Origin of the sequence: Amycolatopsis sp. VS8301801F10 (genome assembly GCF_046195355.1) — a bacterium.
GTDB lineage: Bacteria > Actinomycetota > Actinomycetes > Mycobacteriales > Pseudonocardiaceae > Amycolatopsis.
Genome location: NZ_CP176065.1, coordinates 9,046,999 through 9,066,156, shown reverse-complemented (window position 1 = coordinate 9,066,156; position 19,158 = coordinate 9,046,999). Strand labels below are relative to the sequence as shown.

Annotated in this window: 13 protein-coding genes; 9 read left to right on the top strand and 4 right to left on the bottom strand. The window is 68.2% G+C overall.

All coding sequences use genetic code 11. From position 1 onward, the window contains the following. Window positions 1-463: 463 nt before the first annotated feature. The 3 genes from F9C11_RS41520 (at window position 464) to F9C11_RS41510 (ending at window position 5,256) form a co-directional block, all read left to right on the top strand. Window positions 464-2,071, top strand: coding sequence for a coagulation factor 5/8 type domain-containing protein (locus F9C11_RS41520; protein WP_409187094.1), 1,608 nt, complete (start codon window positions 464-466; stop codon window positions 2,069-2,071). 108 nt (window positions 2,072-2,179) lie between these two features. Then, window positions 2,180-3,832 carry an FAD-dependent oxidoreductase gene (locus F9C11_RS41515; RefSeq protein WP_409182796.1) on the top strand — a complete coding sequence of 551 codons (1,653 nt, stop codon included), beginning with the start codon at window positions 2,180-2,182 and terminating at the stop codon, window positions 3,830-3,832. Beyond that, a complete protein-coding gene (locus F9C11_RS41510) occupies window positions 3,829-5,256 on the top strand; it encodes an ATP-binding protein (RefSeq protein ID WP_409182795.1) in 1,428 nt (475 codons plus the stop codon). The genes F9C11_RS41515 and F9C11_RS41510 overlap by 4 nt, the downstream gene beginning before the upstream one ends. A gap of 299 nt (window positions 5,257-5,555) precedes the next feature. On the opposite strand, the gene F9C11_RS41505 is transcribed toward F9C11_RS41510, so the two are convergent. Next, window positions 5,556-6,875, bottom strand: a complete 1,320-nt coding sequence (locus F9C11_RS41505) for a hypothetical protein (protein WP_409182794.1) — start codon at window positions 6,873-6,875, stop codon at window positions 5,556-5,558. 222 nt (window positions 6,876-7,097) lie between these two features. Here F9C11_RS41505 and F9C11_RS41500 point away from each other — a divergent pair, with 222 nt between their 5' ends. Genes F9C11_RS41500 through F9C11_RS41490 form a run of 3 tightly spaced genes read left to right on the top strand, consistent with a single transcriptional unit; the run spans window position 7,098 to window position 9,082 of the window. Next, complete coding sequence (locus tag F9C11_RS41500; RefSeq protein ID WP_409182793.1) at window positions 7,098-7,721, top strand: pentapeptide repeat-containing protein; 624 nt, start codon at window positions 7,098-7,100, stop codon at window positions 7,719-7,721. A 48-nt stretch (window positions 7,722-7,769) separates the two neighbouring features. After that, complete coding sequence (locus tag F9C11_RS41495) at window positions 7,770-8,369, top strand: sulfite oxidase-like oxidoreductase (protein ID WP_409182792.1); 600 nt, start codon at window positions 7,770-7,772, stop codon at window positions 8,367-8,369. Beyond that, window positions 8,339-9,082, top strand: coding sequence for a ferredoxin reductase (locus F9C11_RS41490; protein ID WP_409182791.1), 744 nt, complete (start codon window positions 8,339-8,341; stop codon window positions 9,080-9,082). The genes F9C11_RS41495 and F9C11_RS41490 overlap by 31 nt, the downstream gene beginning before the upstream one ends. 13 nt (window positions 9,083-9,095) lie before the next feature. On the opposite strand, the gene F9C11_RS41485 is transcribed toward F9C11_RS41490, so the two are convergent. Further along, entirely contained in the window at window positions 9,096-11,783 is a 2,688-nt protein-coding gene (locus F9C11_RS41485; RefSeq protein ID WP_409182790.1) for a LuxR C-terminal-related transcriptional regulator, read from the bottom strand. Then, the gene (locus F9C11_RS41480) at window positions 11,780-12,922 is read right to left on the bottom strand and encodes a molecular chaperone DnaK (RefSeq protein ID WP_409182789.1); all 1,143 of its coding nucleotides are present in this window, start codon (window positions 12,920-12,922) and stop codon (window positions 11,780-11,782) included. The genes F9C11_RS41485 and F9C11_RS41480 overlap by 4 nt, the downstream gene beginning before the upstream one ends. Window positions 12,923-13,225: 303 nt before the next feature. On the opposite strand from F9C11_RS41480, the gene F9C11_RS41475 reads away from it, so the two are divergent. From F9C11_RS41475 to F9C11_RS41465, 3 genes are all read left to right on the top strand, one after another. After that, the gene (locus tag F9C11_RS41475) at window positions 13,226-14,617 is read left to right on the top strand and encodes an IniB N-terminal domain-containing protein (protein WP_409182788.1); all 1,392 of its coding nucleotides are present in this window, start codon (window positions 13,226-13,228) and stop codon (window positions 14,615-14,617) included. A gap of 97 nt (window positions 14,618-14,714) precedes the next feature. Beyond that, a complete protein-coding gene (locus F9C11_RS41470) occupies window positions 14,715-16,487 on the top strand; it encodes a dynamin family protein (RefSeq protein WP_409182787.1) in 1,773 nt (590 codons plus the stop codon). 444 nt (window positions 16,488-16,931) lie between these two features. Then, window positions 16,932-18,131, top strand: a complete 1,200-nt coding sequence (locus F9C11_RS41465) for a GTPase (protein ID WP_409182786.1) — start codon at window positions 16,932-16,934, stop codon at window positions 18,129-18,131. A gap of 638 nt (window positions 18,132-18,769) precedes the next feature. On the opposite strand, the gene F9C11_RS41460 is transcribed toward F9C11_RS41465, so the two are convergent. Next, a complete protein-coding gene (locus F9C11_RS41460) occupies window positions 18,770-19,156 on the bottom strand; it encodes a pyridoxamine 5'-phosphate oxidase family protein (RefSeq protein ID WP_409182785.1) in 387 nt (128 codons plus the stop codon). Between the last annotated feature and the right edge of the window lie 2 nt (window positions 19,157-19,158).

The window sequence follows — 19,158 nt, the reverse complement described above, 5'->3', positions numbered from 1 at the left end:
AGCCCCGGCGGTGTACGCCCAGCGAGTCGCCGCACTTCCGCTAGCCGCGCCTGTCTCGCTGGCCCACCCGTACACCGCCGCCGGAACAAACGCGCATGATTGGCACTTTCACCCCACCCACGAGGGTGATACAGAGAGGACCACCAGGTCCTCCCGGCTTCCGCTGCCGAACGACCGGAACGCCTCGAAGGCCCCTTGCGAGACAGTCCCGCCGCGCCAGCCGTCCAGCCAGCCCAACCCGCAATGGCCAGCGCATCCGACTGCTGCGGTTGTCGATCTTGACCCCGGCCGAGACCATGAACCGTGCCCGGCTGGACTGACTGCGGATCGCGAGAAGCCGCAGCGGCACGGCCGTCATGACCCGGCCGACCGGTCGTTCACACTGACCTCCGTGGGTGGCACTACTTCTCCGCCGCCGGGACAAGTGGACCTGGGGCCGAACGTCGTCGTATTCGATCCGTCGATGCCGAGCGCGAGCATCCAGCGCACGCTGGACACGATCTTCGCGGAGCAGGAGAAGAACCAGTTCGGCAGTCAGCGCTACGCGGTCCTGTTCAAGCCGGGCACGTACTCCAACGACGTGAACGTCGGCTTCTACACCCAAATCCTCGGATTGGGCAGCACCCCCGACGCCGTGACGATCAACGGCGCGGTCCACGTAGAGGCGGACTGGTTCCCTCCGAACAACGCGACCCAGAACTTCTGGCGCGGCGCGGAAAACCTGTCAGTGAACCCCGTCGGGGGCGCGGATCAGTGGGCGGTTTCGCAGGCGAGCCCATACCGGCGCATGCACGTCCGCGGCGACCTGCGCCTCGATCACGGCGGTGGCTGGTCTAGCGGCGGCTGGATCTCGGACACGAAGATCGACGGGCAGGTTCGTTCCGGCTCGCAACAGCAATGGATCTCGCGGGATTCGCGATTCGGCGGCTGGACCGGGTCCACCTGGAACATGGTGTTCGTCGGGGTAGACGGCGCTCCCGCGGGCACCTTTCCGGATCCGCCGTACACGACGATCGACCACACCCCGGTCGTCCGCGAGAAGCCGTGCCTCCAGGTCGACGAGTCCGGGCACTACCGGGTGTTCGTGCCCGCACTGCGAAGCAACACCTCCGGGGTCACCTGGGAACACGACAGCGCGCCCGGTACTTCGTTGCCGATCGACCAGTTCTTCATCGCGAAGCCCGGCACCACCGCAGCCGAGATGAACGCGGCGCTGACGGCGGGCAAGAACCTGCTGATCACCCCCGGCGTGTACCACCTTGATCAGCCGCTCCGCGTCACCCGCCCGGACACCGTTGTCCTCGGCCTCGGCATCGCGACCCTGGTGCCGGACGGCGGGATCACCGCGGTGGTTGTCGAAGACGTGGACGGGGTGAAGATCGCCGGCCTGCTGATCGACGCCGGGACGACCTCGTCGGCGGTGCTCATGCAGGTCGGGGATCCGGGATCGGACACGGACCATTCGGCCAACCCGACCTCGCTGCACGACGTGTTCTTCCGTATCGGAGGCGCCGCCGCCGGCAAAGCGCGCACCAGCCTCGTCATCAACAGCAACGACGTGCTCGGCGACCACCTGTGGCTTTGGCGGGCCGACCACGGAGCCGAGGACAGTGATGTCGGCTGGAGCTCCAACACCGCCGACACCGGTCTCGTGGTGAACGGCAAGAACGTGACCGTCTACGGGTTGTTCGTCGAGCACTTCCAGAAGACGCAGGTGACCTGGAACGGGAACGGCGGCCGCACCTACTTCTTCCAGAACGAGATGCCCTACGACGTTCCCGACCAGGCGGCCTGGATGAACGGCGAGAGCGCGGGCTACGCCGCCTACCAGGTCGCCCCGGACGTGACCAGCCACGAAGCCTGGGGCTTGGGAAGCTACTGCTTCTTCAACGCGAACCCGTCGGTGGCCTGCTCGCATGCTTTCGCCGCCCCAGACGCCCCCGATGTGCGGTTCCACGACCTGGTGACGGTTTCGCTCAACCACCAGGGATCGATCACGCACGTGATCAACGAGAGCGGCGCGACCACCCCGGCGGGAACGAAACCGGTGAACTTGGTGCGCTATCCGTAGCCGCCACCTGGACAGCCGGTGCCCGCCGCGGTGGCGGCCGCGACGGGCACCGGTCCCTGGTTCCGTTGCTTGGCACGGCAGCGGACGGGACACCGTAGGCTGTGCCGTGTGAGCCAGCCGATCCTGATGACCGTCGACGACGACCCCGCCGTTTCGCGGTCGGTGGCGCGCGACCTGCGTCGCCGCTACGGCAAGGACTACCGCGTCATCCGTGCCGACTCGGGGGCCGACGCCCTCGACGCGCTCCGCGAGATCAAGCTGCGCGGCGACGCCGTCGCGGCGATCCTCGCCGACTACCGCATGCCGCACATGGACGGCATCGTCTTCCTCGAGAAGGCGATGGACCTCTTCCCCAATGCCCGGCGCGCGCTGCTGACGGCCTACGCCGACACCGACGCCGCGATCCAGGCGATCAACGTGGTCGACGTCGACCACTATCTGCTCAAGCCCTGGGACCCGCCTGAGGAGAAGCTGTACCCGGTCATCGACTCCCTCGTCGAGACCTGGCTCGCGGTCGGCGACCGTCCGGTGGAAGAGACGAAGCTGATCGGGCACCGGTACTCGGCGCCGTCGTTCCGGATGCGCGACTTCCTCGCTCGCAACGCCGTCCCGTACCGCTGGTACTCGGTCGACGACGAGGAAGCCGGCCGTATCCTCCAGGCCGCCGGCGCGTGCGAGACCGACATCCCGGTCGTCGTGACGCCGGACGGCACGGTGCTGAAACAGCCATCGGGCAGCGAGATCGCCGATGCGGTGGGCCTTTCGACGCAGCCCGCGCAGGACTTCTACGACCTGGTGGTGATCGGCGGCGGCCCGGCCGGACTCGGTGCCGCGGTGTACGGCGCTTCCGAGGGGTTGCGGACCGTGCTGGTCGAGCGCAAGGCCACTGGCGGCCAGGCCGGAACCAGCTCCCGGATCGAGAACTACCTGGGCTTCCCGGACGGAGTGTCCGGCGCGCAGCTCACGGACCGGGCCCGTCGCCAGGCGCAGAAGTTTGGCGCCGAGGTGCTCACGGCGCGCGACGTCGTGGGGCTGGAAGCGCGCGGGTCGAGCCGTGTCGTGATCTTCGGCGACGGATCCGAGATCGCGGCGCACTCCGTGATCCTTTCCAGCGGCGTCAATTACCGCGCGCTGGAGGCCGAGGGAATCGCCGAGCTGACCGGACGGGGCGTCTACTACGGCTCCGCCGCGACGGAAGCACCTGAGTGCTCGAACGACCACGTGTACATCGTCGGCGGCGCGAACTCCGCCGGGCAGGCAGCGGTGTTCTTCGCGCAGCACGCCACCGACGTCACGCTGCTGGTGCGCGGCGCGTCGCTGGAATCGTCGATGTCGCACTACCTCATCGAGCAGATCGCTGCCATCGAGAACATCCACGTCCGCACGCACACCACGGTGGTCAAAGCTCACGGAAACGATCACCTCGAAGCCATCACGGTCTGCAAAGACGGCGTGACCGAGAAACTGGACACGGAACACCTCTTCATCTTCATCGGAGCCGCTCCTCGCACGGAGTGGCTGGGGGAAAGCGTTCTGCGAGACGCCCACGGATTCGTCCGGACCGGCCCAGACCTCGTGGAGGACGGACGCAGGCCGCCGGGCTGGACCCTGGACCGCGATCCGCATTACCTGGAGTCGTCAGTGCCCGGCGTGTTCGTGGCCGGAGACGTGCGCTCGCAGTCGGTGAAACGCGTGGCGTCCGCCGTCGGCGAAGGCGCCATGGCCGTGACCCTGGTCCACCGTTACTTGGAGGAACAGTGACTCAGCCCGCTTTGCCGCGCGAGGAACTCCGCGGCCTGTTCTTGTTCGAACATCTCTCCGACGCGCAGCTCGACTGGATCGAGCAGAACGCGGTGCGAGAGGAGTTCAAAGCGGACTCCGTGGTGATCCGCGAGGGCGACCCGGCCACGTGCTTCTACGTCCTGCTCAACGGCGCGCTGCGGATGACCCGCGTGGTGGCCGGTGCCGAGGTCGAGATGAAGCGGTCCGACCAGCGCGGTTCCTATTGCGGCGCAACGCAGTTCCTGGCTTACCAGGACAGTGAAGCCACTTATGGTGCGACGATCTACGCCGTCAGCGACCTGACTTTCCTCACGCTTCCCGCCGCGGAATTCGCCGTCGAATTCCGCCAGTGGTTCCCGATGGCGGCGCACCTGCTGGAGGGGATGTATCTCGGCTGGCGCAACACCGACGCGCTGGTGTCGTCGCGTCGCAGGCTCGTCGCGCTCGGCGAGCTGTCCGCGGGGCTCATGCACGAACTCAACAACCCGGCCGCGGCCGCGGTACGAGCGACTGCCGCATTGCGGGAGCGAGTCGCCGGCATGCGGCACAAGCTGGCGATCCTGGCGAAGAAAGACATCGACCCGAACCTGCTCGAATTGCTGCTCGACGTGCAGGAACGCTTGGTGAAGCAGGTCGGCGACGCGCCGAAGCTCTCCGCGATGCAACAGGCCGACCGCGAGGACGAGATCGGCGACTGGTTCGACGAACACGGCATCGACCAGGGCTGGGACCTCGCCAGCATCTTCGTCGCGGCCGGGCTCACTCCGGAGAATCTCGACCACGTCCTCGAGTCGGTGGGCGAAGGACTGCTCGACGGTGCCATCCGCTGGCTCGCGTACGCGCTCGAAACCGAAATGCTGATGGGCGAGATCGAAGACTCGACCAGCCGGGTTTCCACGCTCGTCGGCGCGGCGAAGCAGTACTCGCAAATGGACCGCGCGCCGCACCAGTTCATCGACGTCCACGAAGGACTCGACTCCACGCTCGTGATGATGTCGGGCAAGCTCGGCGAGGGAATCCGCGTGGTCAAGGAGTACGACTGCTCGATCGACCGGGTTCCCGCCTACGCCGCCGAGCTGAACCAGGTGTGGACCAACATCATCGACAACGCAGTCGGCGCCATGGGCGGCCAGGGAACGCTGACCCTGCGCACCTGGCAGGTCGGCAAACAGGTGCGCGTCGAGATCGGCGACACCGGTCCGGGGATCCCGGAAGAGGTTCGCCAGCGCATCTTCGAGCCGTTTTTCACCACGAAGGGCGTGGGCGAAGGCACCGGTCTCGGGCTGGACATCTCGTGGCGGATCGTCGTGGAACGGCATTCGGGCGACATCAAAGTGACGTCGGAACCGGGGGACACCCGGTTCGAGGTCTGCCTCCCAGTGGAGGAGCAAGCGTCGCTCTGAACGCGCGTTTGTCTGCGAAGTCCCGGCGCGGTACCGGGATCTTCGGGTTCTTCGGAGTAGTTCTGCGGTGGTTGTCATCGGTGGCATCCCCTCGGAGCGAACTGACGGCTCGATTCCGAGGTTAGCCGACCGCACCGACAGGATTTCGGGCTGTTTTCGCGTTTCCCTTGTGCGCCAACGGTTTTCGATCTATCCCCGATCGAGTGATGATTCCGAACGGATGTTCGAGCACTCTGGAGTACGGCAGCGTCGCGTCCATTGCTCGGGTCCAGAGGGGCCCGGTGGGCGCCGCCGCCGGTTCAGGGGAGGGACCGTGATCCGAATCCGGGAAGTGTCAGTGTCATTGCCGCAGTGGTCAGCCAGGTCAGCAGGTCCGGCAACGGAATCCGGGCGAGCCGGCCAGGCCATTCGTCGGCTGCGATCGTCAGCGCGAGCTTGCCTTCGTCCGGCCGGATTCCGGTCAGGCGCAACCCTTTCGGCAGATCCGGGAGAGGAAGCACGATCGGCCGGATCCGTTTCGGCGAACGCCTCGTCCACCGTCCGAGGCGGAGCGCGGTCGGGGTCAGCACTATTGCTTCGTCTTCGATGTCTGCGACGAGGGTCAGGAAACCCCAGCGCGGACGCTTCCGCCAGCGCACCCGAAATCCTTCCGCATGCGGCGTCGCGACCAGGTCCGGACGTGCCGCGGCAACCCGATCCCGCACCACGGTCCCGCTCACTTCTATCTCCAGCTCGACAGATCCGGGAATCACCGCTGGCGAAGGCAATCCGCGAAGCCGTACGTCCTTGGCGAGCACGGTTACGCGCCGCAGCGGAATACGGCCGACGTCTGGCTGTGCAGGCGATCCGTCAGCTGGCCGAGTTGCCGGATCGGGTTCGCGACTGGTGGACGCCCGTCCGGAGCCACGTCGAGAAGTCGGTTGTTCAGATCCGTACGTTCCCGCGTGTGCTGCGTCAGGCCCCGAAATGGATTTCCCTGCTGCGGAACCTGGTGTGGCTTCCGCGATTCGGCGATCACGTTGCACCTGGCCAGAATCCGACGATGCCCTGTTCTCTTGTGGACCGGGCAGGCGTACGTCAGTTCGGTCGTCGGCGAACCGTGAGGTGCGACCAGGCGCAAGATCAACCGCGTCCGGCAGGCCGTCCGTCCCGCTCGTTTCGTCGGCGGGAGGCCGAGTGCCCGTCGCGGCAGGCGTGCCGAATGCGTCCGCGGTGGTCGGGTCCTTCGTTTCGCCACGCGCGTGCGACGCTGCTGCGGCCGCTCCAGTTCGAGATGAGCGGGCAGTGCCGGCCATGCGGCCAGCGCCGTGCTGAACGGGGGCCGCCGAACTGACCGGAACGGGCCAGTCGACATCTTCGGCGACAATGCGGACGTCTCCCACCCGGCCGGTGGCCAGACGCAGCGAGTCCGCCGGGTAGTCGAGTTCGGTGAGGGTGAGGCCGACCTCGTGGCCTTGCACCGTGGTCGTGAGGCGACGGCCCACCAATTGCTCGGTGACGGTTCGGACGAGCGCGGCAGGGGTTGCGGGCACTGCGGGCAGCAGCGCCCGGCCCGCTGCGGCCAGGCCCGACAGTTCGGGCCAGGGCACCCAGGCATCGAACCATCGGCCTTCGCTCATCAAGCCATCGTATGGCTGTCCTGAAGAGACCGCTGCTCGCTGTGGGATGAGCCGCGTAACGGAGGGGAAGAGGTCGACCACGCAAGCCAGCCGAGCACAGGCAGCACGGCAGGTGCCGCGATCCCGGTGATTCTGGCCACCACCGGCCAGAATCGTGCGGCGACGATACGTATGCCGCCGCGCCCGGACCCGGCTGACACGGCAGCGAACTAGGCTTGGCGAATGTCTGAACACGACCAAGAGCCAGCTGGCGTCGAGACGGTCGAGGACCGCGTCTACCGGCGGGAAGACTGGTATGCGGAGGAGTTCACCGCTCGTCGGTTCGTGCGTTGTGAGTTCCATCAGGTCGACCTCACCGAGGCGGTCACGCGCGGTGTGGCCTTCTTGGACTGCGTGTTCGGAAATGTCCAGTTCAACGCTTCCCGGCACACTGACTCCGCGTTCACAGGTTGCGCGTTCAAAGGGTGCAATCTGTTCGATGCCGAGTTCACCGGGTGCAAGCTTGTCGGCAGCCGATTCCAGGACTGCGGCTTGCGGCCGTTGCGCGTGATGGGCGGAGACTGGTCCTTCGTCGGTCTGAACGGTGCCGACCTGCGTGGAGTCACGTTCCAAGGCGTCCGGATGCGGGAAGCGGACCTCGCCAAAGCGAAGTGCTCGGGAGCAGTGTTCACCGACGTGGATTTGTCGAGTGCGGAGCTGCAGGACATCGACCTCACCCGCGCCGAACTGCGGGGAAGCGACCTGTCGTCCCTTGACCTGACCCGTGCGTCGCTGACCGGCGCGATCGTGTCCCCGGAGCAGGCGGCGGTGCTCGTCACGTCGCTTGGGCTGCAGGTGCGCGGGTAGTCTCGCGTCTGAAGGGCTGAGCTGTCGGAGATGTCCGGAAGGAGCGCGATGGGAGTCGTCACGCCAGGCTTCACCGGACGCGCCCGCGGTGCCGACCCGCGGCTGCCGCCAGGACAGTATCTCGCCGAAGACTTCCCGGTTCTCTCTGCCGGGCCCACTCCACGGGTGAGCACAGAGCGGTGGGAGTTCACGGTCGTGACCGAGCGCGGCGAACGTCGCTCGTGGTCGTGGCCGGAACTGATGGCGCTTCCGAGCGAGAAGATCACGGTCGACATCCACTGCGTCACTCAATGGTCCAAACTGGACACTCGTTGGCGAGGCGTACCAGTGGACGCGCTCGTCGGTGATCTCGATACGGCTGCTGATTACGTCATGGCGCACTCCTACGGCGGCTACACCACAAACCTTCCGCTCGCGGACCTCCTCAACGGACAAGCCTGGATCGCCTACGAGTACGGCGGCAAGCCGCTGACACCGGAACACGGCGGCCCCGCCAGGCTGCTGGTGCCGCACCTCTACTTCTGGAAGTCCGCGAAGTGGGTGCGCGAGCTGAGGCTGTCCACGAAGGATGATCCGGGCTTCTGGGAAACGGCCGGCTATCACGATTACGGAGATCCATGGCGGGAACAGCGGTATCAGGGCGACTAGCGTGGCGCGTCGCCCGCCTTGCCGAGATTCGGCAGGAGACACCGACCGCGCGCACCCTGATCTTCGACATCCCCGGATGGCCGGGCCATCTCGCAGGGCAGCATGTTGACGTCCGCCTCACTGCCGCTGACGGCTACACGGCGCAACGCAGCTACTCGCTCGCCGCACCGGCGAACGGAGACCGGATCGAACTGACCGTGCAACGGGTGGCCGACGGCGAAGTGTCCGAACACCTCACCGGCCGCTACGCGATCGGTGACCCGGTCGAGATCCGCGGTCCGATCGGCGGCTGGTTCGTCTGGCGTCCCACCGATTCCGCCCCGGTCCTGCTGGTCGCCGGCGGCGCAGGCATCGTCCCGCTGATGGCGATGATTCGCGCTCGTCGCCAAGCTGGCAGCAAAGCGCTGTTCCGGCTGGTCTATTCGCTGCGCACTCCGGCAGAGCTGTACTACGCCGAAGAACTGCGCCGACCATACGCAGGCTTGGACATCACTTACGTCTACACGCGGGAGCTCCCAGAAGGCCGGTCCGGCATACCGCGGCGCATCGACGTCGCCACGTTGAACACCGCCGCGTGGCCACCTGACTTCGGTGCCACCACGTACATTTGCGGACCGACTGGGTTCGTGGAGACTGCCGCAGACATCATGCTCGCGCTGGGGCACTCGCCGCAGTCGATCCGGACTGAGCGTTTCGGCCCCAGCCGGGACTGAGGCCGACCGCGAGTCAGTTCATGGTCGGCTTGGCGAGCAGTTCGCGCAGAGTCGCGAGCAGTTCGCGACGGTCTGCGGCACCGAGTTTGCCGCGGATGCGCGCCATATGGTGTTCGACAGTCTTGCCCGAGATGAAGAGTTTGCTGCCAGCTTGTTTGTAAGTCAGGCCGTCGACCACCAGGCGGGCGACCTCCAGTTCGCGTTCGCTGAGCGCGCTCAAGCCTGTCGCCGAGCCTGGGGTCGGGGCGGCGGACTCGAGACGTCCAGTCGTGCCTTGGAACTGCCGAGCCGCTTCGAGGAGTTGGACCATCGCCTTGCGGTCAGAGGTGCGGATCGCGGCTTGGCCGGCCAATCGGGCAGCGTCCCAGCACAAGTCCAGCTCGTGAAGTTCCGCGGCGGCCGCGGAGATTTCGCCGGGATCGAACGTGCCGCCGAGCACGGCAAGCCAGCACTCGGCAGCGCGGGCGAGTGCGGCTGGGTAGCGGCCGCAATCGGCGAAACGGTTCAGCGCTGCCAGTTGCCGTTCAGCAGTGGCGCGGTCTTCAGTGGTGATCGCGGCGTGCAATTCATGCCAGCACAACGAAACAGTCCACAATGGAGGGTTGCCGAGACGGTCCAGCATGGCGTGGGCACGCTCTAGCCGACGGGAGAGCTTGGCGTGCGCACCGGTCCGAGCGGCTGCGATTGCCAGTTCGCCCAACGGCAACAGCGTGAACAAGTCCACTTGCTGACGCATGGACGCTTGATAGGCCCGCTCCCACGACTGTTGCAGTCCAACCAGATCGCTCGCCCGCCGGGCGAGGCCGAGTTCCAGTGTCGCGAAGAACAGTTCGTCGCGCGCCTCGAGTTTGGTGCCAGCGACAGCGTCTCGGTGCTCAGTCGCGGCGGCGAGGTGGCCGCCGGTCATCGCGACCCAGCCGAGTAGCAACCGGTGCCGGGTGGCAAGAAGGTCGCCGCCGACGCTGCTTGCTAACGCTCGTTCTAGAACTGATTCGGCGAGTGCAAGCTCACCTGCGTGCAGGCCCGCGAGTGCGGCGAGTGCGGCCGGGCTGTCCGGAAGCGGCGCGCCGCCGACCGCTGGCTCGAGCATCGCGGCGGCACCTACCAGCGTCGGCAATGCCTCTGTTCCGCAACCGAACACCGACTCCACGATCCCGTTCGCCGTTCGCGCTGCGGCGCCGGTGAACAACGTCGGCGCGACTCCCGGCATCGGGACGTTGGCGATAGCTTGACCGTCGGTGGTCTGGCCTGTTCCGACGAGGGCGATCGTGGCGAACGCGTCCACCGCGCCGGGGCCTACCCAGCGATAACTTTCGCCAGTTGGCTGGGGTGGCTTCGGGAACGCGGGATTGCTGTTGGGCACGTAGCTGGTTGATGTCGCAGCAGCGGCGTCGGTGTATGGCCCGGCGGCGTTTGTGTCGAGGGGGAGTGCGGAAGCTCGGGGATCTGCCGAGTTGCCTGGGGTCTGGTGGGTCGCGGCTTGGTGGCTCGTTGCTGAGGCAGGGAGGGCTTCGTTGCCGGATTGGGTCGCGGTGGAGCCATCGCCGCCGCTGTTGGACGCGGGAGTGGCTGCGTGTTGGCGAGACCAGCTGTCCGTGGCTGCGGCCCAGCGGTACAGCTCTGCGGTGCGCGCCAATTCGCCGCGGTGAGCCAGGACCGTTGCGGCGATCTCGGCACCGGCGGCTCGTGCTTCCGGGTCTTCGCCGGACAACATGCCGTCGCCTAGGCGGAGAGCGGTGTCGAGATCCCCAGATAGTGCAGCGGCGCGGGCCCAGCCGGTAGTGGTCGCGGCGTCGCGGGCGCCGGCCTCGGCTGCGGCTTCGAAGAGGCGCGCGGCGTGCTTTGGATCGGTGGGGAGTGCTTCGCTTGCGGCGGTTGCGAATGCAGTAGCCGCGGAGGCTCCGGAGCTGCCGGCGTCGAGCAGTGACGTCGCGAGGTCGAGCACAGGCAGGCCGCGAGTTAGCTGTGCTTCCACGAGTTGTTGCAGGACTGCTAGGCGACGGGCTGGCGGTCCGTAGGCACGCACTGCTTCGGCGGCGGCGGGCAGGAGAACGTCTTCGGCGTCGAGGAGGCCGGTGGCACGGGCTCCGTCGACGACTTCGGGCAGTTCGTCTGGTGTGCGCTCAAGCAGCGAACACAACAGGTCGAGGTTGCGCGCGGCACCGGCCTCGGCGGCGATGAGGTAGCGGAGAACGTCGTCGTCGAGGGCAGCCAGCTCGGCGCGGAAGTCGGCGAGCCGGGCAGTGACGACTCGTTCTACGAGGCGGGGGACACCGCCGGTGCTGGCGTGCAGGGCGGAGGCGTCCGCGGTGCGACCGGTGAGTTGTTTCGCGAGCTTGCCGACTTCGTCGACGGTCAATGGCGGCAGCAGCAGCGTTTCGCCAAGGGACCGCAGTGCTTGCGCGCGAGGGTTCGGGCGATGCGCCACCACGAGCGGTCCCTCTTTGGCGGCCGCGAGCATGGTCAGCCTGGTCAGGTCCTCGTCGTCGAGTTGGTCGGCGTCGTCGACGACGGTCGCCTCGACTCCCGCTTCGCGGTAGCTGCGGTCGAGGGCGCCCAACAGAGCAGTCTTGCCGTAGCCGCCGGGTGCGACGACCACGAGCCGGACTGGGGCTGCGGGGGTCTCGGCGAGTTGTTCAAGGAGGCGGCGGGCTGCGGGATGGACGGCGTCGTTGCCGGTTTTCGCCAGCAGAGCGTTCAACAGTGACCTTCACCGGAGGGAGCTGTGGCTGGGTGGGCGCACGAGCTCAGGACAGGGGGACGGGGAGAAACGGGTTCCTTGTCGGCGGTCGCTTCGTGGGACGTGAGGACCGCGATCAGGATCGAGGAGCTGATCGCCAGCACTGCCGCGGCGGCGGCGAGCGGGCGCCATCGACGCAACAGTTTGGCAGCGCCCTCGGGCTCCGGCAGCGTGAATGGAGTGATCTCCACCGGCGGCCGCTCGGGTCTCTCGGGAAGTTCGGGTTCGCGGTCGACTCGCGGCAGCAGCGTGGTTTCGGGAGCGGGGGCTTCCCGTCGCGCGAGCGGCCTCGTCCGTTGGCTGGCGAGGATTCCGGCACCGATGGCGGCGGTATGCGCGGGCTGCGGCCCGGTGAAGAATGGGCAGGGCAGTCGCCCTGGTCGGGTGCCCGGGCCGGGTTCGCCGCAGAACACGATGCCCGCCAGCGACTCCGGGGCGACGTTGGCCGCCTGCGCGAGGCCGAACGCGGTCTTGACCGCAGAATTCGGTGCGACGCCTTCGGTGCTGTTCCGGGCGATCCAGCCGCTGGCTCCCGAGGCGGTCGCCAAGGTGACGGTGACGCCGTCCGGGCCGAACTCGCACACCGCGGCTGTCCGGTCGCCCGCCCCGGGCTCCGGAAGGTGGGCGTAAAGGGCGGCGACTGCGCTCGGAACGAGGGTGACCGCGTTGAAACCGGACTCCGCCAGCGACTGGCGCAGGAGTTCGCGTCGGTAACCACCCCAGTCACCGGGGTGGGTGACGACGAGTTGGCGGGGCGGTCCGCCGGCCTGGCTGGCCGCGACGTCGGCGATGCCTTCGATGAAGACTGTCGTCAGGGATTCCGGCGTGAACGGTTCGCTGCCAATGAAGACCGGCACGTCGTCGCCGATGCGGCGGTGGAAACCGGTGATCAGCCGGGACGGGACGGCGGCACCGGCTTGGGTGGCCGCGTCGCCGGTGAGCAGGTAGCCCTCGTCGTCGAGGAAGAGCGCGGTCGCGGTGGCCGGCGAAGTCTCGCCCAGCCACAACGGCTCGGGATCGTCCCACCGGTCACCTTGCCGGCGACGGAGCGCGGCGTGGGTCCGGGCAGCGCCGAGGTCGATGCCGAGCACGTAGGGCACCGCCGCTTCCTCCCTTCGTCGCAGTCAGGGTTCGGCCAAGGGGCGTAACTCACTGAACGGATACGCATCCTCACCCGTTCGGGTCAGACGGGCAAGAGTGGGGTGGGATTTAACCCAACCGGGTTCCGCGTGTCCGATCCCCTAACTCCCTAACGATCTCATATCGACCCCCTAACGGCTGAGCGAGGCGCGACTGGGTGTAAACCCCGATGTGAGCGGGGGTGCCCCGTCCCTACCTTGAGCGCCACGCCCGGCCGGGGAGGGCCGGGCATTCCCCGTAATCACGACAAGTGGAGATCCCCCATGGATTCGGTGCAGACTCTGCACGACTTCACGCTTACCTTGCTCCAAGACCCGTCCGCGCTCGCCGCTTTCGGCCAGGACCCGCAGGCCGCGCTGGCCGCCGCTGGGCTGGGCGACATCAGCGCCGCCGACGTGAACGAGGTCGCGCCGCTGGTGCTCGACTACGTCCCGGTGGACCACCTGGCCTCGCTCGGCCACCTGCCCCAGGCGGGCGACCTGACCACCGCGCTCGGCGACGGTCCGCAGGGTGCGATCGAGCAGCTGCAGGCGCTCACCGCTTCGCTCGGCGTCGCGGCTGGCGGCGCGTCTGCCTCCGCGGGCACGCCTGGTCTCCCGGGCCTCGGTGAGCTGCCGGCGGTGCCTGGTGTGGGCGAGCTGCCGGGTGTTGGTGAGCTGCCCGCGGTGCCGGGCGTCGGCGAGCTGCCTGGTCTCGGCGAGCTGCCGGGCGCGGGTGCGCTGCCCGCCGTCGGCGACCTGCCCGTCGTCAGCGACGTGGCTGGTGCTTCCGCGCTGCCCGCGGCCGGTGAGCTGCCGGGCCTCGGTGAGCTTCCGGCGGTGCCGGGCGTGGGCGAGCTGCCGGGCCTTGGCGAGCTGCCGGCGGTGCCGGGTGTGGGCGAGCTGCCCGGTCTCGGTGAGCTGCCGCGCGCCGATGCTCTTCCGGGTGTCGGTGCGCTGCCGGGCGTCGGTGACGTTGCCAGCGCGGTTCCGGCCGTTCCGGGGCTGCCGACCGCTGGCGAGCTGCCGTCGGTTCCGGCGGTGCCGGGTGCTCCCGCCGTTCCGGGGCTGCCCGCGGCGCCGGGGCTCGGCGACGTGCAGAACGCTGCCGCGTCGGTCACCGCGCTGGTGCAGAACCCGACCAGTGCACTCGCCTTGGGCAATGACCTGGCCAGCGGCCTCGACTCCAGCGCCGTCGCGCAGGCGAGCGGCCAGGTGGCCACCGCGGCTGACGGTGCCGTCTCGCAGGTGCAGCACGTCGGCGGTGAGCTCGCCGCGGCTTCGCCGGTCAGCGTCGGCGACTTGCCGGTCGCGAACTCCGCCGGGCAGGTCGCCGACCACGCGACCGAGGCTGGCGGCGGGATTGCCGGGCACGTCAGCGACGCGGTCGGGACCGTCACCGAGAACGTCGGCAGCCTGAGCAACACGCTCAGCGCCGACGGCCTGAACCACGCTGTAAACGGCGTGACCCAGCAGGCGCACTCGCTCGTCTCGCACGGCGAGGCCGAGCGTTCCGACGCCGCGACCGAGGCACACACCGGGACCGACGCTGGTGTCGGCATGGTGCACGACACCGTCTCGACGGTCTCCGACCTCGGGCACCAGGGCCTGGGCCTTGACCTGCACGCCGGCGCGGAGACCTCGCACGGCGGCGGTGAGCTGCACATTTCCCTCTGAGCAAGGGTAATTCGGGAGTGGCTCCGCGGTCTGGGTGCGACCGCGGAGCCACCACCCGGTTCGGATACTCCCCGTACACGGGGGACACTGGTTCGCCGTGACGGCTCCAGCTTGGCTCGAAGTGCTCGCCGAGACCTCGGATGCCTGCCGGACGCACGGCCGCGAAGACCTGGCGCAGCGCCTTCGCCGACGTCAGGACCGGCCGCCGGGGGGCACGCGGGTCGCGGTGCTCGGCTTCCCGAAACAAGGCAAGGGCTACCTGGTCAACGCGGTGCTCAACGCGCCGGTCTGCCCGGTCGGCGACGCGGCGACTCCCGCGGTGCCGATCGAAATCGCGTACGCGGCCGAACCCGGCGCGACGCTTGTCGGACGCGCCGACGAACGCATCCCGGTCGAGATCGAAAAGCTGACCGGCGAGGTCGGCGCTCGGCCGGCTGGGTCGCTGCGGCGGGTCGAAGTCGGGGTGCCGCGCGATTTGCTGTCCGCGGGTTTGGTGCTCATCGACACTCCGGCGATCGGCGACCCGAGGTCTCCTCGCACCGCTGCCGCTCTTGACGTTCTCGCGGACGCCGACGCGGTCATCCTGGTTTCCGACGCCGCCGCTCCGCTGGATCAAGCTGAACTGGCGTTGGCGCATCACATCCGGACCTGGTGCCCGCACGTGGTCGTCGCGCTGACCAAGATCGATGTCAGTGCCGGATGGCGCACGGTCGCGGAACAGAACCGGACCGCGTTGTCCGCGGCCGGGATTGATTCACCGGTGCTGCCGGTGTCGGCGACGGTGCGTTTCGCCGCGGCCAAGGGCGGCGATCAAGACCTCAACGCACGGTCCGGGTTCCCGGAGTTGCTTTCCTGGATCGCGACGCAGGTTTCGCGGCCCGCGGAGAGCACGGCCGCGTTGCTTGCCGCAGTGAGTGTGCGAGCGGCAGCGGCGGAGTTGGTCGAGACTTTGCGGGCACGTGCCGAGGCGGCGGGGCAGGAAGCGGGCGTCGACCAGACGACGCTGCTGCAGCGTTCGCAACGTCGCGCTGACGAGCTGCGTCGGCGCAACAGTCGCTGGCAGAACCTGCTGGCGGACGAGATCGCTGACTTGCAGTCCGACGCGGAGTACGACCTGCGCGAACGCACTCGGAAGATCGTCGAGACGATCGACGAGACCTTCGACCGCGGAGACCCGGTGAAGGTGTGGGACGAGTTCGGTCCGTGGCTGGACAGCACTCTCGCGGAAGCTGTCGAGACGACCTACACCTTCGCGGCCGAGCGCGCGGAGTGGATCGCGCAGGCGGTGGCGGTGACCTTCGGCGCGCAGTACGACCTGCCGGAACTGCCGTTGAGCGACTCCGGCGCGGACCGGATCGCCGAGGTGCGGCAGCCGCGGATCGAACGGTTCAAGATCGGGCAGAAGGCGTTCACCGGTTTGCGCGGTTCGTACGGCGGCGTGCTGATGTTCGGTCTGGTGACCGGGTTGGCGGGGTTGCCGCTGATCAACCCGGTGTCGATCGGCGCCGGTGTCGCGTTCGCGGCGAAGACGATCAGCGACGAGGGCGGCATGCGGCTGCAACGCCGGCAGGCGGTGGCCAAGATGACTGCGCAACGGCATGTCGACGACGTGTTCCTGCGGTTCAGCAAGGAGTGCCGCGACGCGATCCGCCAGGTGCACCGACGGCTGCGGGACCACTTCACCGAACTGGCGGACGGTCTTGCCGACGAGCTGACGCGGGAACGCGAGATGATCATCGCCGGGTCGGCCGAGCGGGAGCGGCGAAGTGCGGCGCTGCGGCGCGAGATCGACCGGCTCGCGGGGTTGCACAAGCGGGCTGGTGAGCTGGGGATGCTGGCTAATCGGGTGCCCAAGGAGCTGCCCGCGTGACCTCAGCGGGCCCGGCGGACTCTGGTGCTGGTAGTTCTGCTGGCTGGAGTTGGTGATTTTTGGCGGAACAGGCGTTGCTTATACGACCTGGGCTCGGTGTGATTCGGCGGTGTTCGTGGCTTTCTGCGTGCTGACGGGTGCTGGCTGGTCGTTCTCGCGCGTCGAGCTGATGGTGCGTTGTCGATGCGGCTTCGCTGGGCGTGTCGGGGCTGGGGGCGGTCGCGTTGGTTCGCTGAGCCGGGGCTTTGGCGGGGTCCAGTGCTGACTGGACGAGGCGAGGCTTCTGCGCGTTGGAGGGGGCGTTCTCGGGCGATCCGGCGTTTCGGGGAGAGGTCGGCTGAAGTGGCGATGGTCGGCTTCGGGATTCGGTGAGCGGGGCGTTGCCGCGTAGTCGAGGATGTTCGGGGCTGTGCCGGGTGAGTCGAGTGAGGAGTGGTGTCGCGCGTGGTTGAGGACGTTCGGGCTCTTCTGGCGGATGCTTGTGGGTACTACCGCGACAGTCCGAGGGCTTCGGCGGTGCTGCGGGAAGCGCTGGACCATCTCGACGAGCCGCTTCGCGTAGGCATTGGCGGTGCTGCGGGGACGGGGAAGTCCACGTTGGCTGCCGCGCTGGGGGATTGGCCGACGCGGGCGTTGCGCGATCTGGAGTTTCTCGATGCGCCGCATCCGTCGACGCTCACCGATGCATCCATACAGCTGCTGCGTCACCTTGAGCCCGAGCAGTTGGCGACGCTGCGCCCGGCAGCGCCTTCAGCGTTCGCGCGCCAGACAGCCGTCGACACGATCCTGGTGCTCGCGCGCGCGGACGAGACCGGCGCGGGGCGGATTGACGCACTGCTTACCGCGAAGCAGATTGCGCGGCGCGCGTGGCGCGAAGATCCACTGTGTAGTGGATTCCAAGGCGTGATCGCGGTGGCGGCGCTGCTTGCGTACGGGGCGCGCGCGTTCACTGATGACGAGTTCGAGCTTCTCGCGGCCTTCGCGGCTGTGCCTCGTGAGGAGTTGGAGCGGTATCTGCTGTCGGTGGATTCGTTTACGGATCCGGCGTTTCCGGGACCGGTGTCGGTCGAGACGCGACGGTCGTTAGTGGTGCGCTTCGGACTGTTCGGGGTGAAGCTTGCGCTGACGCTGATTCGTACGGGCTGTGACGACCGGGTGAAGCTGTCGGCGGAATTGGTGCGGCGTAGTGGGCTCGGCGAGCTTCGCGACACTATTGCGGGTTGCTTCGCCGCGCGTGCGGACGCGTTGCGTGCGCGGACGGCGTTGCTTCGGTTGGAGACTGTGTTGAACGCGGAGCCTCGGTCGCACAGTGATCGGCTTGCGGCGCGGGTTGAGCGGTTTTCGGCGAGTGCGCACGACTTTCGCGAGTTGCGGCTGATCGCGGACATTCGGGGCGGGCGTACGGCGCTGGCGGGGGAATCGGCGGAGGAAGCCGTGCGGTTGCTGGGCGCGGAGGGGACGACGTCGGAGGAACGGCTGGGGCTTGCGGAGGGTACGGACCCGCGCGAGATGTATGAAGCCGGGCTTGACGCGGTGATGCGGTGGCGGCACGAGGCGGAGCGGCCGGATCGCGCGGTGGCGGAGCGGGCTGCGGCGCAGGTTGTGGTGCGCAGTGCGGAAGGGTTGCTGGCGCAGTTCGGGTGACCGGGGCAGTCGTCCGGGGCGATCGTCCGGGTTCGTGGTTGCGGCCGGGAGGGCTGGGGCTTGGTGCCACGGACGGTTGGCGAGAGCGGCTGACTGGTGCGGTTGTGAGGACGGTCGACCGGGGTGGTTGACCCGGGCGATTGGTCGGGACGGTTGACCCGGGCGATTGCCCTAGGCGGCCAACCTGGACGGGTGTCCAGGGCGATGGGGCGGGGCGGTTGCCCTGGACGGCCAATCTGGGCGAGTGGTCTGGGCGATCGTCCGGGACGCTTGACCCGGACGGTTGCCCTGGACGGTTGCCCTGGGCGATCGCCCTAGGTGGGCGACCAGGGCGATTGGCCGGGTGATTCGTTGCGGCGGTCGACGGGCAATGGGTTGAAGCTGGTGCATAGGGCGGTCGGCTGGAGCAGTCGAACCGAGTCGACTGATTGGGACGTCTGGTCGGGACTGGATCAGGGCGATCGACCGGGGCAGACGACCGAGCCGGTCGGTGTGGACGGCTGACTGGAGTGGTTGAGCAGAGCGATCGACCGGGACGTCTGCCCTGGGCGATCGACCAGGACAGCCGACCGGGACAGCCGACCCGGGCGATTGACCAGGTCGCTCGCCCAGGGCGATCGTCCGGAAATGCCGGTAGCTCAGGCGTTGCCCAGCACCCGTCCGATGGTGAGTTCCAAGACAACGCGCTGCGGGTTCTCCCGCGGTTTCCGGTACCGCTGGGCGTAGCGCTCTTCGGCGTCGCGGACGGACGCGGCGTCGTCGAGGAGGCGGATTCGGCCTTCCAGCGTGGACCAGGTCCGGCCTTCGAACTGGCACACCGCGGCGGCCAATCCGGCGTCGCCGGCGTTGCGGATGAGGCGGGCCTTGTACGAGGTCCCGGAGGCGATCACGCGGGCGATGCCCTGGTCGAAATCGACCGTCACGCCGACGGCTACTACGTGCGGGGTTCCGTTGGGGCGCACCGTCGTGAGCGAGGCGAGCCGCCGTTCGGTCCAGAACTGGCGGAAGCTCTCGTCGAGTGTCATGT